Genomic DNA, 13,907 nt, shown 5'->3' with positions numbered 1-13,907 from the left:
TCATGCAACTCGGCAATCGCCTCGTCGCGCGTCTCTTCGCCGGCGGTCGTAATGCGAAACGCATTGAGCGCCTTATCCACCCATCCCACACGCCCGACCATCGGCCGTCGTATGAGCGTCAGATAGGCCTCGTTGACGAAAAGGTTTTTCGCCCGAAGCTCGTCCATGTAGCGGGCGTCGAGCTCGGCCACGAAGGGATTGTCAAAATCGCCCTCGATCTGCGGCGTGACATGGCGACGGATGATCGTGGTGTGGGCCGCAAATCGTGACGTCGACAGATTGCGGAACTTCGTGTTCCGGTTGAACATGCGGCTGTTCAACTCGGCCTGGTCCATCGTCTGAAACGGCAGACCGCTGAGTTGGATAACCCCGACCAGAAAGCCGCTCTTCGTCGCAATCAAATTGTCATCGACATGGCGAAGGTGCGGAATGTGCATCGCAGCAAGCTTTTCGCGGCGACGTTCACGGCCAAATTTTAGGTCGGCGTCGACACTCATGGCGAGTAGCTCCTCGCGCCCCAGAAAGCGAGGTTCGCCACCGCTCCGCGTTTGGAGACGCGCCGTTCGAAAATGTGGAAGATGTAAGGATCGCGTTGGCACAGATAGGCACTGACCAGGTGTGTCAAACCAAATACACCCAGGCCGAGCACGAAGCTGCTCGTCGCGATAAAGCCGATCACAGCCAGGATGCCGTTCAACGCAAAGACCTCGTACCGCACGCCCCATTTCATCGGAGGGCGTGTCAGAGGCAGGCAGACCGGCTCGACATAGACTTCCTCGTCATCCATCTCGTCAGCCGCCCCCAGCGGTCGCGCGGACCGAATCCACAAGCTGCGCCGCGCCAAAGATCAGTGCGATGCCGATAATGATGGAAAAGGCCATCATCCATGCCAGTCGCCCGGTCATCGCTAAGAAGCCGAGGAAACAGACGGCAATAATGGCGAATGATCGCGCTATGCTGCCTTGTAGAACGCCGACGAACCATTCAAGCACGCCCTCGATGGGCGCGGCCGACTGCGCGTAGGCGCTAGCCGGCGCGAGCGCTATCCCCAACGTTGCCGCCAGGGCCAGTTTCAGTGCGAATTTGCCTGCGCTCCTGTAATCCACCCTAAGCTCCTTTTCAGTTGCCAAAATCGATGACATGGCCGTCTTGCCATGAGTCCTCGCCTGCCGAAGACGTAGCCGCCGCTCGGTCTGCGGATTTGGTCGGTGCGGACTTTTTGAGAACGCCGCCGAGCTTCCAGCGGTTCAGAATTTTAACGACGTATTCCGCCGTTTCCGGATTCACCGGAATGCCTTGCTGCTCATAGACCTTGCTGAGCCCGGCGTTGTAAGCGGCCAGCATCAGCAACGGATCCTGAAACTCATTATAGAGTGACTTCAGATAGCGAATCGCGGCGCGCACATTCGCCGCTGCGTCGCACCGGTCGCTCACGCCGAGATCCGATGCCGTACCAGGCATCAGCTGCATGATCCCTACCGCCCCGGCGCTCGACGGACCCTGATTGGCGCCGAGATCGCTTTCGGCCCACGCGATAGCTTCGGCCAGGTCAGCGTCGAACCCCTCATCTTGCGCGATTGAGCGCACCAGGCGGGCAATTTGCGAGGGGTCAGCGACCTCGCAAACTCCCGGCGGCTTTCTTTCGGCCGTCAGGAGCGCCTGTGCCGGCGTTGCAAATGCGACCTCAACGCGCTCTGATGCCATGTCCTGCGCGCGCACACCGAGCGGCGTCATGGCACCGCAAACGGAAAGCAGCAGGAGGAGGCGAGTGTTCATAATGTTGCCGAAAATTGACACTTTACTAGGGTTACACGAAGCCCTAGTAAAGTGTCAATGCGGTAGCAATGGTCGAGGACGGATTTCGATGAAACGGGCGGTTTTACTCACAGCCGTGCTGCTCTGCAGCGCCGTCACCCATGCTGGCCGCGCGAACGCCGCGAGCGCATTCGACCAACCGACAACAGACTACATGCTTCAGTTCGCCAAGCCGGCTGTGAAGGTTTTCGTCTATGAGCGTTATGACGCAAAGGGCGAACTCTATCAGCGCGACGTGACCGCCGTGACCTCGCCAATTGAGGTGCCTTCGGCGACCGAACGCATCATCAACGGCGTAACGTATCGGTTGCGCGGCCTGACGGCCTGCCCACAACAGAAAATCACGTACAAGACGGAGGAATGGGACTGCACGAAGGCGGCGCGGGACTATGAAGGCGCGATCTACAACAATCGTGCGTCCGTCGTTCTTTGCAAGACGCTGGTGCTGCAAAGCAAGCAGGGAGAGTCCGACGCGGTGTCGTGTTTCTCCCTTGTTGGCGCGGGCGATGCAAACGATCCCTACATCGTTGCCTATGACGACGATGAAATGGTGTTTTTCAACATGGCGGAGATAGGGCGCAACAAGGACGGAAAATCGTTGCGCCCCGATCTGGAGCGTTCCTCCGACCTGGGCAAAAGGTTTCAAAATGAAGCGAACTAGTTTCGCCCTTCTTGTCGTCTTGGCTGTGTGCTCACCGACGCTAGCTCAGGATGCCGACGCCTCTACTGCGCCGGCGCCGTTTACCGTGTCTAGGTCGGTTCAACTGCTTACGGGCGACACCTGGAGCGACGGAGACCGCGTCTTCCGCCTCTATGGCGTCCAGTCGTGTCTTAGAGGAACGACTGCCGAAGGGCCGGACGGCCACAAAATCGATTGCGGAAACGCGTCCCTGGCACACTTGGCCGCCCTGTTTGGCGACGCGGAAGTTACGTGCCAGCCAATGGGCTACGCGCTCGACAAGGCTGTCTTTGTCGTGTGCGCGGCAGAGTTGGCTGGCGCGACAATCGATGTCGGCACGGCTCTCATCTCGACGGGGTACGCTTTTGCCGCAACAACAACAAAGGGCGAGGCGCTCAATGGCAGCTACCTCGTCGCGGAAGTCAACGCTAAGAGGAAGCGCACAGGTTTATGGAACACAGCGTTCCAGCATCCAGTTCGATTGCTGCTGAAACACGCTGCGAGGACAAAACAATGAACCGCAACGACGAAACACACAAATATTATTATCCGGTAGAGGGCCGCACGGATGGCGCGATCGGCGACGCTGTCGCCTTCATCGCGATCATCTTGGTGCCCGCAGGACTCTATGCCGCCTGGAACATCGTGGCGGCGTGGTTTTCAGCGATGTTTTCCTAAGCTTGAAACGTCGTGAAGGATCGTAGCAGCTCGTGCAGATCTTCAATATCAACTTCGCACCAGTTGTGGCCCATCAACTGTCTGAAGTGAGCCGCCTTCATTTTCATTTCCGCAACATTGGCCACGGGCGCGGAGGCGGCACGCCGGCGCATGGCGGCTTCTTCCGCCATGACTGCGTCCAGCCGGCGGGCGATCAGGGTCGCGTCCACCTCCTCGGCCTCCATCAGCCGCTTGCCGAGGCGCTCGACCATTGCCACGCTCCGACGATGTGCAGCGATGAGATTCGCGATCCCATCCGCCTTCGTTATCTCCCCGTTGCTACACATCAGCTGAATAGGCATCGTCCTACTCCCAGCGCACAACCGTCCGGCACTGATACATTTCGAGGTAGAATTTAATAGGGATGAGACCATCCCGATTTTCGGCCGAACAATTCCGAACACTGGGCGAGGGGCGTCTGCGTGGAGGGATTAGCTTCAATGTTTCGTGCACTCGTGATCGAAGATCAGACGCTCATGCGGCTGGCGCTAATGAACGAAGTCCAAGCGAGCTTCGAAGATTGTAGTGTCCTGGGCGCCGAAACGCTAGAAATTGCGGCCGGCGAGCTTCAGAACAACAACTTCGACCTCGTCGTTATCGATCCCGGTCTGCCCGGCTTCGACCCAACCTCGCAGGCTGACCGCATTGCTGTCGTCGACAAGATAGTGGAAGCCTCACCGAGCGCGATCCATGTTGTCGTCACCGGCACTGACAACGGTTTCGAGGCCGAAGAATTCCGGCAGATCGGTGCGGCCGCCTACCTTGGCAAGACCGGCCTTCCTCCAGGCGTATTCAGCGATGTGCTGGACGATATTTCCACGAAAGGGTTCGCGTTGCGCCTCTCGCGCGTCGCCATGACAAAGCCCGACTACCGCTATTCGGTGCTTACCCCGCGTGAGCAGGAAATCATCGACTTGATGGCGCACCGCGCAACTGGCGTGAAACGGAAGGAGATCTTTGCGTACATGGCTGACCGGTTCGGTATCGATGCCGGGTCGGCCGAGAGATACTTCAAACAGGCCCGCGCAAAACTCATGAGGCAAGGCCACCCACTACCGCGGGGGCTTTGATCCGATGGTGTCGTTGACCGTTCATGGCATCAAGGTCCCCGTCGAACCACAGGAGGTTTCCCCCGTCATCTGGCAGGCGCTTCACAGTCAGACCTACGAGGCGAAAGAGGCGAAATGGATATCGAAGGCCGTCAAGCAGCGCGATCGCGTACTGGAGCTCGGTTCCGGCATTGGCATCATCACCGCCCTTATCGCAAAGATCCCGGAAGTGAAGGTGTGGGCCTTTGAAGCGAACCCGGCAACAGCAGCTCTCGCCGAGCGCGTCATTGCCGCCAACGACCTCGAAAACGTCAGGTTTTCGCAAGGCATCCTCACGGCAGGGCCACCCCGCGCTTTTACGTTTTACGTTAGGGAAGACCTCTGGATGTCCTCCGTGGAAAGAAATCAGGGACCATATGAACGGGAGCTGCTGATCGTCTCGGCAGACGTCGATCGCTTCATCGCGCGCCATGAGATCAATGTCCTCGTGATGGACATAGAAGGTGCTGAAAAAGAACTTCTGCAGCATGCGTCGCTGCCCGGCATCGAGCGTATTTTCCTTGAATTGCACGATCATCTCTATGGCCTTGAGGGCATCCGCCACATCACCCTGGCTCTTTCCGCCAAAGGTTTTGCTTACGATCCGCGTGGCTCTCGCGGCCCTTGCGTGCTCTTCGCCAAGAACGATGGACCCCGCGAATATGAGGACGCAGAAGATGTTGCGTAGTATGCTTGCCTTTATCCTTGCGGTTGCTCTTCCGCTTGCCAGTGCCGCCGAGGACATGCCGGGCGATCCCAACAAACTGCGGATCGAAGATGCCTCCGGCAAGACCATCGCCGTTTTCACTGTGCAGCAACTGCAATCCGACTTCGAGCAACAGACCTATGACACACGCACGCCCTGGACACACGAACACGAAACCATCGTGTACCGGGGCCCTCTGCTTGAATCGGTCCTTAAGCGAACTGGCCTGGCCGACGCGGCGGATCTTAAAATCATCGCTTACGACGACTTCGTTTCCGAAATTCACATGGACGAAATCCGGTCCTACAAGCCGATACTGGCGATTGAACGCAAATGCAGCGACAAAGACGGGTCGACTTGCTCCCCCGGTAAAGATTTCCGGCCAATCAGTATGACCGAGAAAGGCCCTATCTTCATCGTTTGGCCTTTTGACCAGTTGCCGGCCTCATATGTCCCCGCAAGGAATTCGATCTGGGTCTTTTTTCCGGTCATCCTGCGTTCAGCACAATGAAGTCTCTGAGCGGCCGCCTATTCGCTGCTTTGCCGTATCTCGGCATGGCCATGGCGCTCAGCCTGAGCGGCTGGACATTCGTCCAGTCAAACCGCTATCGGCAGGAGACAGATGCCATCCTCAATCAGACGTACGAGATCCAGTGGCGCGCAGCCCAGATTCGCGAACGACTTTTGCGGGTGTACGGGTATCTGCGACTGGCCGACGAAACCGGCAAGCTTGATCCGGATATAGATCGGCAGATGGCGCTGGTAAGCGTTAACGTTGCGCAGCTGGAGAACCTTCCCTACCTACGTCGCTTTTTTCCCGATCACGAAACCGAGCTTTTAAACACAATCCGCCAGACGCTGGAGCAAAAAATCGCGCCGATCGTACAGAGTCGCACGGACTATTCTCGAGCGATCGACGACATGTCGAAACTGGAGCAGTCCATGTACGAGATTTCAAGCGCGACCGTCGATCACAGCATGACCTTGCAGCAGACCGCCAGCATTGACATTGCCGCTTCGCGCAACTGGTTCATCTTCGCGATTGCACTGGGCTTGGGAGCTACGCTTTATCTCATTGTCTCCCAGCGTTATGCCTTCGTGCGACGCCGCGACCAGCATATGCGCTCGTTCGCCTCACTCTTCGCGCACATGACGCGTTCCCGTGTCACGGCCTTGCGGCTATTCCTCGATCGCGCCCGACCCGACAAGCCGCTAAGCGATGAAATAATCAAGGCAGCGCGAGGGGCTGCGGCCGAGCTTGAAACAATTACCGACAGCTTGCTTCAAATCGCCTACGTCCCTCAAAATTCCCCCACCGTCCCGCTTGGCCAATTGCTCGAAGACCTCGCAAAAGATCGGCCTGGTATTTTTCGGCTCTTGGCCGATGCCGCGGCGCGCGTTCAACCGGTTCCGGCAACGCCATTCCGGCTGCTGGTCAATGAGCTGATAGACAATGCTCTGGCTGCCCTGTCCGGCATCGAAAACCCAGGAATCTTCGTCTCGGCGACTGTCAAGCGACGGCGCTTCCTGCGGCGTAACTACTTGGTCCTCGAAGTCGCCGATAAAGGTGCAGGCATGGCGCCCGCGATTGCTGAGAAAGCAACTGCCCCTTTCTTTTCCACGCGGGCGGGAAATCACACCGGTCTGGGGCTGACTGCGTGTTCTCAAATGGTATCGACCCTCAGAGGAAAGCTCATCGTCAGCAGTGCTCTCGGCCACGGAACGATCGTCCAGGTCAGAATCCCTGTACCTTCGACCACTGCCACAGTCTACGGGTCGATCCTTGGGAAAGCGCGAAAATGGACAGGCTCGCCGCGCGGTTCGCCATAAGCCCCCAGCTCTCGCCATTCGCCGCACCGCACTTTCATCCTGACCTCGCCGGGCGTCCCATCGGGTTCAATTAGTGTCCGCGGCGCCACCGCTTCGCAGGTCGAGGACGCGGTTCAGTTACGGTCGGAGATCGGGCTCCTCCACGACTTTCGTGGCGCTGTTAGGTTTCCTTGGCTGCAACGGTCATCCGCTGCTCCCCAACAAGGCGAGCCCCTACAGAACGGGCCGAAGCACAAGCTTCGTCGCAGTTGCCACGGGTCGCGAAATCACGGTCGCTTATGCCGCTGGTTGGCACTGCTGGCGATCGTTCCGAATGCAGCGCCTGCGCGTCAGTCCTGCCACGAGAAGGCGAAGGTCATCCGGGCGCGGGAACTTTCTCGGAAAAGAGGAAGGTCGCCGGGTCAAGTTTCAACGCCTTGGCGATTGCGGCGATCGTGTCCACGCTGACATTGCCGTTTGCACGCTCCAGTTTCATATACGTCGCCTCGGCGACGCCGATCAACTCGGCCATCTCATAGCGAAGCATGGTGCGCCGTTTCCTTTCGGTGTTAATGATATGGGCAAGACGCTGGCGGATCGCGGTTTCGTCCAATTCGCGCGCCCATTCGGGGAGCTTTTTGCCGCCGGCGAGTAATTCGGCAATGGACACCTGCAGGGCGGTTGCCATGAACTGCAGGGTTGTCAGTGTGACATTGTTCTTTTGGCGCATCGTCTGAATATAGGTTCGGTATGCAAGCGCTTCGCCTTCGACGCTCCGGAAAAGCTCCGCCATACGTATATGGGGCAGGGCGCGCCTGACTCTTTCGCGCTCCAGCGCCGTCGCGATGTTGGCGCGCAACGGATTGTCGACCACACCCTGGTCATCTCTTTTCATAAATCGGTGTATTCGCACGAACTTGCCTTTCGGTCTGCCCTTTTACGCACGAGAAATCCATAGTAAAGTATCATTTATCGCATCGAACAAGGGCTAGCACCGTGCTCAAATACCTCTTGATAGGCGCCACCGCTGTCGCAAGCGCCGCCTGTTTGCCGTCCGAATCACGGGCATCAGAATGGGGCTGTCAGGTTCTCCTGTGTCTGTCCGGCGACTGGCAGGGCACACCCTCGTGCCATCCGCCCGTCCATCGGTTGATTGCAGCGATGAAGGATCCTGGCTTTAGCTGGCCGACATGTCCGCAAGCCAACTCCAGCGCCGCAAGATACGACAAGTATGAGGATTGTCCGTCCGGCTGGCAAGCGACCGGCCGGACCGACTCCGATCGGCCGGGGGATGCGCGGCGAGCCGAACCTGTGTCAGATCGGGGCGGACAAGCTCACGTTATCGGCAATTCGCACGAGTGGTCGTTTCGGCCATAATAATAACGCTGGATCTCGACAGGTCCAGGTTGAAGTCGACGGGAAACTTGTGCCGGCTGAGGTCCAGGCGATAAGCAATGGCAGAGGGTCTTTTGCAGGAGACAGATCCACGTTCTACACCATCCCGCGAGCGCTGCGCGAAAAGCCCTGGTACATCGAATATGACGACGCGAACGGCATCCGCCGGAAAAGCTGGTTCAATCTCAACATGCGATGAGACTCCCAATTGCCGATGATAATCTTCAGCTCAACAAAGGTCATATCTGCGATCAATGGCGGCGGTCAGTGTGACGGGCTCCAGCCATCTGAAAATCGACGTGGACGTGGCCGGCCGCGGGATGTGGGTTTATTGTCGCACGCTTGACGATCAGGCCTCCCGAGGACCGTGAAAGGCCAGAAGCGATTTTCGAAGCACCGGGCAAGAAATTGCGCCCTGGAAATCTAGATTGTGGCAACCCGGCTATTTCGCCAGTGACCAGAATGCCGCCTGAGCCTCGCTCAGGCTTCCTACGCTTATTTTTCTGACTTCTTCGGCGTACAATAGACACCTTCGGACTCCATGAGTACCACGCCGCCTTTCAACTCGCTCATCGCGCCGACCCATGCTTCCGAATAGGTGCGGCTGGCATCCACAGCCGTCAGCCAGAGAACACGATTGTCGGCCAACTCAACCTTAACCTCCTGTTGCAGGGGGCTGTCCTGCACAGTCTGCTGGTAGTGCCGCTTGATCCTGATGCGACCCACGCCGAACTCGACGATGTTGTCGTCGTAATCCAGGATGAAATCGGCATGGTCCTCGGTGGTCGTGCAACGTCCGTCACGCTCACAGATGATTTTCGCAGCTGTGTTGCAGTCCCATTTCAACGAAGCAGGCCACATCGGATTTCCCGTCCCAGATCTCTGCTTATCATTCTGGTCAGCCGCCATCGCGAGCGCACACGTGCTCATCAGCGCTGTTGTAAAAAGAACCGCCTTTTGCATCCTATCCTTCCTTGCGTTGCTAATGTCAGGCGCTATTTAGATCAAGTTGCGATCAAGCTGGGCGTACGAAGCGGTGACTTTGGAGGCGGCCAACGTCGTCACTTCGGGTTGTGCGGCGATGTTCGTCAACGCCGCCCACCCCGGGCTGTCGTCAGATACCCCCTTGACACTATACTAGGGATTGTTGTGAGGCAAACGCCGGCAAGGGGCTTTTGCTGGTATTGGAAGTTCACAAGGGGAGGGGTCAAGGCGAAGGGAGGTGGTGTATACGGACAGCAGAAGCCGTTCACCTCTGGAAATACCAGGGCCAGAGAAGAGCCGATGCCGCGATTCGCCGATGACCGTCGGTATTGGCGATTAAAGCAATTGGATGGAGGGGGCCCCGCGCGCCTTCGCCGACCAGCTCAACTCCCTTCGCCTCGATCTGGCAAGGCGCGGAAAGCTTCGGCCGGATTGCGGAGCGAACACGAACATCGATGTGCAGCCAAGGCTCGAAACCCGGCCCGGCTACAGGCTCAACATCCCGGTCGATCAAGACATCGTATTTCGGGAGCCCACAATCGTGAATCGTGAGTGGGGATCGCCCTGGCAGCATAGCCACCCCTTGACCTATGACGAGGGGGAAGTTTGATTTCGAGCCCGATGTTTTTGCGCGAGACAACTGCCGCGATGCGAGGGAAGCGGCTTCGAGCGTGATCGCACCCTCACAGAAGCAGCGAGCGTCATCTGATGAAAGGCCGTAGCGCATGAAAAATTGCGAACCCGTCAGATCGACATGGCAACATTCTGCTGCTGCCGGTCCGCGATCCAGAGGAAACATGACATGCTGAAGATGAGCCGTACTGCGCTTTACGAACTGGTCTGGTCGAGGCCTATGACGGAGATCGCGCGCGAGTTCGGCATCCGCGACCAGCATGTCGCGCGGGCCTGCGATTATCATGATATCGCCAGACCGCGCGCCGGTCATTGGCAGAAAGTCGATCATGGCAAGGCGGTGGAAAGAGTTCCTCTCAGCAACGACGCTTTTTCTCCCGATGTCATTGTCATCATCGACTCTGCGGGTTGGGAGATCGCCCCAGCATTGCAAGACACCGCCCACGAAACGGCAAGAAGGCCATCTCCGCCGTGATGCGCCTCCTGGCCGCCTACATTGTGCGTTGCTGGACTTCGAATGGGCGTAGCGCCTGCAGACCGGCGACCTAGCAACCGCTCCCGTCCAGATTGCAACTTAAAGTTGCATAAGAGTTTTAGAGCTCTAAAATAACAGGTGAAATCAAGCCGTATCGGTGTGAACGGATGGGTTCGATCGTCAGCAACCGCTCGATCTTGCCGAACGCCATGCGCTGCGGCACCCCGATCGAGGCGTTGCCGGCGATGCATTTGGGAGAGCGTATGTCGACACAATGATGCATCCCCGTGCTCTCACGGCCAACGTGTTGGTAAGTTTCGGCTGCTACCATCCGTTCCCATATGGATACCGAAACGAGCCCTATCCCTACTGTCGACGACGCCCGGTGGCCTCGGGCTCACATGGCCGCAAACGCTTGGCGTGGGCGTTGCCTCGATCTATTTGCGCGAAGCGAGGCAGCCGTTAGTGAGACGCTTTTGGTGCTAGCGAATATCACACAGCGAGGCACTGTCGTGAAACTGCCCCATCTGGTCGGGCAACGGTTCGAAGAATTGGCAACTTTGATCGGCCCAGCCGGAGCTTTCTCTTTGGAAGGAAAGGCATCGGCAGCAGCACTATCGGCCTTCCGCACCCATGAGGGCCTGCGCACGTCGCTGAGCCACGGTGTCGGCAAAGTCGTGCTCGACCAACGAGGGGGTTGGTTGCTCGTCTTGCGGACGCTTGCCTTCCGATCAAAGCAGCCGCAACGTACGGTCCTTGTTATCGAAGAGAACGAAGCTGAACAAACAGTCAAAACACTCCAAGCCGCTGGGCAACGGCTGCTTTCGGAACTAGGAAATTTGCGGCATGCCCTCGGCCCGAGCTGAATCCACGGGCGGAAAACGTGCCTGCATGGTTCCGCAAACGCCCCAGGCTCTCGGAGGGCTAACGGCCACCCGCACACCGCCGCGGATGCGACGACGAGCCTCAGGCAGCGCATCGCATTTGCCCAAGCGGCAGAACGGCGCGAAGTTCGACCTGATCTTCCTGGCGGATGGAGTCGCGGCCCATACGGATGATCTCAAATCCCTCTCCCGGACCGACGAATGGGCCGTCGGCTTCGAGCCTCTGACGCTCCTGTCGGCGCTTACCATGGTGACGGAGCGCATCGGCCTGGTGGCAACAGCCTCCACCACGTTCAATGAGCCGTTTAACCTGGCCCGCAAATTCGCCTCGCTCGATCAGATCAGCGCCGGCAGGGCCGGCTGGAACCTCGTGACCTCGTCCAATCCGCTCGAATTGGAGAATTTTGGCAATATCAGCCAGTTCGCCCATCAGGACCGCTACGCACGGGCGGAAGAATTCGCTGATGTTGTGCTCGGCCTATGGAACAGCTGGGAGGATGACGCCTTCCTGCGAGACAAAGAAAGCGGCCTCTTCTTCGACCCGGAGAAAATGCATATCCTGGGTTACCGCGGACGCCATTTCCGGGTGCGCGGACCGCTGACGGTCTCGCGCTCGCCGCAGGGTCACCCGGTCGTCGTCCAGGCCGGCTCTTCCGAGGCGGGCAAGGAGTTGGCGGCCCGCACCGCGGAGGTCGTCTTCACGGCGCAGCGAACGCTCCCGGAGGCGCAGAGCTTCTATGCCGACCTCAAGGGACGGCTTGAGAAGTATGGCCGCCATCCCGATGATTTGAAGATCATGCCGGGCGTCTTTCCAGTGGTCGGGCGAAGCGAAACCGAGGCCCGCGAAAAATTCGAGCAGATCCAGTCGCTGATCCATCCCGACGTCGGGCTGGAGCTGCTGTCGAACCTCTCCGGTGGTGTCGATCTTTCCGCCTATCCGCTCGACGGGCCGCTGCCGGACCTGAGCGAGACCGAGCGCGGCAAGAGCCGCCAGCAATTGATCATCGATCTAGCCCGGCGGGAAAATCTCACCATCCGTCAGCTCTACGAGACCATCGCCGGTGCGCGCGGCCATTGGCAGCTCGTCGGGACGGCCGAGACCATCGCGAACGAACTCGAAGAGCGCTTTAATAAGGGCGGCGCCGACGGCTTCAACATCATGCCGCCGACCGTGCCCGGCGGGCTCGACGATTTCATTGAGCTGGTCATCCCGGAGCTGCGCCGCCGCGGCCTGTTCCGCACCGAATATGAGGGCCGCACCCTTCGCGAGAACCTCGGCCTGAAGCATCCCGCTCATCGGCCCCTCACCGCGAACCCGGCAGCCAGGCGGCCGAATAATCGAAGTCCCGATCAACCAACCGGCAAAGGGCCGAGCCACGCCGGCGGCCCAACCAAGGAGCAGTCCCTCATGACCACATCAACCCAACCTCGCCCTACCCTATCCGCGCTGACGATCAAACCGGTTGCCGCGCGGATCGGCGCCGAGATCGCCGACATCAAGCTTTCGGGCGACCTTTCCGACGAGACGATAGCAGCCATCAATGCATCGCTTCTGCAGCATAAGGTGATCTTCTTTCGCGACCAGGATCAGCTCACCGATATCGAGCAGGAGCGCTTTTCCAAGCGCCTCGGCAATCTTGTTCCACATCCAACCGAGCATGTACGCAACGGCACGACCTCGATCCTTGAACTTGATTCGTCGCGTGGTGGCCGCGCCGATGCCTGGCACACAGACGTTACCTTCGTCGACGCCTATCCCAAAATCTCGATCCTGCGCGGTGTGACTATTCCCGAGGTCGGCGGTGATACGGTTTGGTCCAACACAGTGGCCGCCTACGACAGCCTGCCACCGGCACTCAAGGCGACCGCCGAACAGCTGTGGGCAACCCACAGCAATGCCTATGACTATGCCGCACAGCGCCCGCATGCGAGCGAGGCCGATCGCCGCCACTATGAAGAGGTCTTTGCTTCCACCGTCTACGAGACCGACCATCCCGTGGTGCGCGTCCATCCGGAAACCGGCGAGCGCTCACTCATACTCGGCTCCTTCGTGCAGCGTTTCGTCGGCTATTCGAAGAGCGATTCCGAGCAGCTCTACGCCCTCCTCCAATCTCATGTCCTGCGCATCGAAAACACGGTGCGCTGGCGCTGGCGAGCGAACGACGTCGCCATTTGGGACAACCGTGCCACCCAGCATTACGCCGTCAACGACTATGGCGACAGCGCCCGTGTCGTACGCCGCACCACTCTCGACGGCGACGTACCGGTGAGCGTCGACGGCCGCCACAGCGTCACCCGTAAGAAGCTAGTTCGCGACGCCGTCACCCGCGCCGCCTGACCCTCCCCTCCAGCCAGGATCCTCACTCATGAAATTCGCGCATATCGCAGCCCTGATCGCCGGCCTTCTCGCCACCGGTCCCGCGTCGGCCGAGACCCTCATCCGCATCGGTTATCCCGGAACTGGCATCGACGACCGGCCCTATGCCTATGGCGACTATGTCGCCGTGGCCAATGTGCAGAAGCTTGTCGAGGCCGAGTTCAAGGACGTGCCCGACACAAAGATCACATGGACGTTCTTCCGCGGCGCCGGCCCGGCTCTCAACGAGTCGCTCGCCGCCGGCCAACTTGATTTCGCTGCCGGCCTCGGCGATCTGCCTTCGATCGTCGGCCGCTCGCGCGGCCTTCAGACGAAATATCTGGCCTCGGCCGGGAGCCATGATGC

Annotated in this window: 17 protein-coding genes and 4 pseudogenes; 14 read left to right on the top strand and 7 right to left on the bottom strand. The window is 59.1% G+C overall.

Translation table 11 applies throughout. The annotated features are described in order from the left end of the window. The 4 genes and pseudogenes from EOA32_RS22035 to EOA32_RS22020 all read right to left on the bottom strand — a co-directional run. Positions 1–497 (bottom strand): annotated as a pseudogene (locus EOA32_RS22035) (VirB4 family type IV secretion system protein); the annotation flags it as partial. Then, a complete protein-coding gene (locus EOA32_RS22030; RefSeq protein WP_128372888.1) occupies positions 494–787 on the bottom strand; it encodes a VirB3 family type IV secretion system protein in 294 nt (97 codons plus the stop codon). The pseudogene EOA32_RS22035 and the gene EOA32_RS22030, both read right to left, overlap by 4 nt. 4 nt (positions 788–791) lie before the next feature. Then, complete coding sequence (locus EOA32_RS22025; protein WP_128372887.1) at positions 792–1,142, bottom strand: TrbC/VirB2 family protein; 351 nt, start codon at positions 1,140–1,142, stop codon at positions 792–794. Then, complete coding sequence (locus EOA32_RS22020; RefSeq protein WP_128372886.1) at positions 1,120–1,776, bottom strand: lytic transglycosylase domain-containing protein; 657 nt, start codon at positions 1,774–1,776, stop codon at positions 1,120–1,122. Before EOA32_RS22020 ends, EOA32_RS22025 begins: the two co-directional genes overlap by 23 nt. An 88-nt stretch (positions 1,777–1,864) precedes the next feature. Between EOA32_RS22020 and EOA32_RS22015 the strand changes: the two genes are divergently transcribed. The 3 genes from EOA32_RS22015 to EOA32_RS38745 all read left to right on the top strand — a co-directional run bounded on the left by EOA32_RS22015 (position 1,865) and on the right by EOA32_RS38745 (position 3,172). Continuing rightward, positions 1,865–2,476: a hypothetical protein gene (locus EOA32_RS22015; RefSeq protein WP_128372885.1), complete on the top strand. Its 612-nt coding sequence runs from the start codon at positions 1,865–1,867 to the stop codon at positions 2,474–2,476. A gap of 280 nt (positions 2,477–2,756) precedes the next feature. Next, positions 2,757–3,011: a thermonuclease family protein gene (locus tag EOA32_RS22010; protein WP_128372884.1), complete on the top strand. Its 255-nt coding sequence runs from the start codon at positions 2,757–2,759 to the stop codon at positions 3,009–3,011. Next, positions 3,008–3,172 carry a hypothetical protein gene (locus EOA32_RS38745; RefSeq protein ID WP_189407306.1) on the top strand — a complete coding sequence of 55 codons (165 nt, stop codon included), beginning with the start codon at positions 3,008–3,010 and terminating at the stop codon, positions 3,170–3,172. The genes EOA32_RS22010 and EOA32_RS38745 overlap by 4 nt, the downstream gene beginning before the upstream one ends. Here the strand turns inward: EOA32_RS38745 and EOA32_RS22005 are convergent. Then, complete coding sequence (locus EOA32_RS22005) at positions 3,169–3,423, bottom strand: hypothetical protein (RefSeq protein ID WP_128372883.1); 255 nt, start codon at positions 3,421–3,423, stop codon at positions 3,169–3,171. The genes EOA32_RS38745 and EOA32_RS22005 overlap by 4 nt on opposite strands. Before the next feature lie 228 nt (positions 3,424–3,651). Between EOA32_RS22005 and EOA32_RS22000 the strand changes: the two genes are divergently transcribed. From EOA32_RS22000 to EOA32_RS21985, 4 genes are read left to right on the top strand one after another with little or no spacing between them, the layout of a single operon-like run. After that, positions 3,652–4,281 (top strand): response regulator, encoded by a 630-nt coding sequence (locus tag EOA32_RS22000; protein WP_128372882.1) that lies wholly within the window; start codon positions 3,652–3,654, stop codon positions 4,279–4,281. Positions 4,282–4,285: 4 nt separating this feature from the next. After that, positions 4,286–4,987: an FkbM family methyltransferase gene (locus EOA32_RS21995; protein ID WP_128372881.1), complete on the top strand. Its 702-nt coding sequence runs from the start codon at positions 4,286–4,288 to the stop codon at positions 4,985–4,987. A 1-nt stretch (position 4,988) separates the two neighbouring features. After that, complete coding sequence (locus EOA32_RS21990; protein ID WP_128372880.1) at positions 4,989–5,516, top strand: hypothetical protein; 528 nt, start codon at positions 4,989–4,991, stop codon at positions 5,514–5,516. Then, positions 5,513–6,835, top strand: a complete 1,323-nt coding sequence (locus EOA32_RS21985) for a HAMP domain-containing sensor histidine kinase (protein WP_128372879.1) — start codon at positions 5,513–5,515, stop codon at positions 6,833–6,835. Before EOA32_RS21990 ends, EOA32_RS21985 begins: the two co-directional genes overlap by 4 nt. Positions 6,836–7,190: 355 nt before the next feature. Here EOA32_RS21985 and EOA32_RS21980 read toward each other — a convergent pair whose 3' ends face one another. Next, entirely contained in the window at positions 7,191–7,709 is a 519-nt protein-coding gene (locus EOA32_RS21980) for a helix-turn-helix transcriptional regulator (protein WP_128372878.1), read from the bottom strand. Between the two features lie 336 nt (positions 7,710–8,045). Between EOA32_RS21980 and EOA32_RS40005 the strand changes: the two genes are divergently transcribed. Continuing rightward, positions 8,046–8,408, top strand: coding sequence for a hypothetical protein (locus tag EOA32_RS40005; protein ID WP_245499354.1), 363 nt, complete (start codon positions 8,046–8,048; stop codon positions 8,406–8,408). Between the two features lie 296 nt (positions 8,409–8,704). On the opposite strand, the gene EOA32_RS21970 is transcribed toward EOA32_RS40005, so the two are convergent. Then, positions 8,705–9,172: a hypothetical protein gene (locus EOA32_RS21970; RefSeq protein WP_128372877.1), complete on the bottom strand. Its 468-nt coding sequence runs from the start codon at positions 9,170–9,172 to the stop codon at positions 8,705–8,707. Positions 9,173–9,606: 434 nt separating this feature from the next. Here EOA32_RS21970 and EOA32_RS40000 point away from each other — a divergent pair. From EOA32_RS40000 to EOA32_RS21950, 6 genes and pseudogenes are all read left to right on the top strand, one after another. Then, positions 9,607–9,803, top strand: a pseudogene (locus EOA32_RS40000) (hypothetical protein); the annotation flags it as partial. Positions 9,804–9,995: 192 nt separating this feature from the next. Further along, the gene (locus EOA32_RS21965) at positions 9,996–10,301 is read left to right on the top strand and encodes a hypothetical protein (RefSeq protein ID WP_128372876.1); all 306 of its coding nucleotides are present in this window, start codon (positions 9,996–9,998) and stop codon (positions 10,299–10,301) included. Between the two features lie 512 nt (positions 10,302–10,813). Beyond that, a complete protein-coding gene (locus EOA32_RS21960; protein ID WP_128372875.1) occupies positions 10,814–11,167 on the top strand; it encodes a hypothetical protein in 354 nt (117 codons plus the stop codon). Between the two features lie 139 nt (positions 11,168–11,306). Then, positions 11,307–12,482: pseudogene (locus tag EOA32_RS39995) on the top strand (LLM class flavin-dependent oxidoreductase); the annotation flags it as partial. Positions 12,483–12,593: 111 nt separating this feature from the next. Then, positions 12,594–13,523 (top strand): TauD/TfdA family dioxygenase, encoded by a 930-nt coding sequence (locus tag EOA32_RS39990; protein ID WP_245499355.1) that lies wholly within the window; start codon positions 12,594–12,596, stop codon positions 13,521–13,523. Positions 13,524–13,551: 28 nt separating this feature from the next. Beyond that, a pseudogene (locus EOA32_RS21950) lies at positions 13,552–13,907 on the top strand (nitrate ABC transporter substrate-binding protein); the annotation flags it as partial.

The organism is Mesorhizobium sp. M1A.F.Ca.ET.072.01.1.1 (genome assembly GCF_004023325.1).
Lineage (GTDB): Bacteria > Pseudomonadota > Alphaproteobacteria > Rhizobiales > Rhizobiaceae > Mesorhizobium.
The sequence above is the reverse complement of the archived record's forward strand: the minus strand, read 5'-3'. Positions and strand labels throughout refer to the sequence as shown.

Excerpts from the sequence above, each read along its gene's own strand:
- EOA32_RS22030 (WP_128372888.1), bottom strand. The coding sequence starts at position 787 with ATGGATGACGAGGAAGTCTATGTCGAGCCGGTCTGCCTGCCTCTGACA.
- EOA32_RS22025 (WP_128372887.1), bottom strand. The coding sequence starts at position 1,142 with ATGTCATCGATTTTGGCAACTGAAAAGGAGCTTAGGGTGGATTACAGG.
- EOA32_RS22020 (WP_128372886.1), bottom strand. The coding sequence starts at position 1,776 with ATGAACACTCGCCTCCTCCTGCTGCTTTCCGTTTGCGGTGCCATGACG.
- EOA32_RS22015 (WP_128372885.1), top strand. The coding sequence starts at position 1,865 with ATGAAACGGGCGGTTTTACTCACAGCCGTGCTGCTCTGCAGCGCCGTC.
- EOA32_RS22010 (WP_128372884.1), top strand. The coding sequence starts at position 2,757 with ATGGGCTACGCGCTCGACAAGGCTGTCTTTGTCGTGTGCGCGGCAGAG.
- EOA32_RS38745 (WP_189407306.1), top strand. The coding sequence starts at position 3,008 with ATGAACCGCAACGACGAAACACACAAATATTATTATCCGGTAGAGGGC.
- EOA32_RS22005 (WP_128372883.1), bottom strand. The coding sequence starts at position 3,423 with ATGGTCGAGCGCCTCGGCAAGCGGCTGATGGAGGCCGAGGAGGTGGAC.
- EOA32_RS22000 (WP_128372882.1), top strand. The coding sequence starts at position 3,652 with ATGTTTCGTGCACTCGTGATCGAAGATCAGACGCTCATGCGGCTGGCG.
- EOA32_RS21995 (WP_128372881.1), top strand. The coding sequence starts at position 4,286 with ATGGTGTCGTTGACCGTTCATGGCATCAAGGTCCCCGTCGAACCACAG.
- EOA32_RS21990 (WP_128372880.1), top strand. The coding sequence starts at position 4,989 with ATGCTTGCCTTTATCCTTGCGGTTGCTCTTCCGCTTGCCAGTGCCGCC.
- EOA32_RS21985 (WP_128372879.1), top strand. The coding sequence starts at position 5,513 with ATGAAGTCTCTGAGCGGCCGCCTATTCGCTGCTTTGCCGTATCTCGGC.
- EOA32_RS21980 (WP_128372878.1), bottom strand. The coding sequence starts at position 7,709 with ATGAAAAGAGATGACCAGGGTGTGGTCGACAATCCGTTGCGCGCCAAC.
- EOA32_RS40005 (WP_245499354.1), top strand. The coding sequence starts at position 8,046 with ATGAGGATTGTCCGTCCGGCTGGCAAGCGACCGGCCGGACCGACTCCG.
- EOA32_RS21970 (WP_128372877.1), bottom strand. The coding sequence starts at position 9,172 with ATGCAAAAGGCGGTTCTTTTTACAACAGCGCTGATGAGCACGTGTGCG.
- EOA32_RS21965 (WP_128372876.1), top strand. The coding sequence starts at position 9,996 with ATGCTGAAGATGAGCCGTACTGCGCTTTACGAACTGGTCTGGTCGAGG.
- EOA32_RS39990 (WP_245499355.1), top strand. The coding sequence starts at position 12,594 with ATGACCACATCAACCCAACCTCGCCCTACCCTATCCGCGCTGACGATC.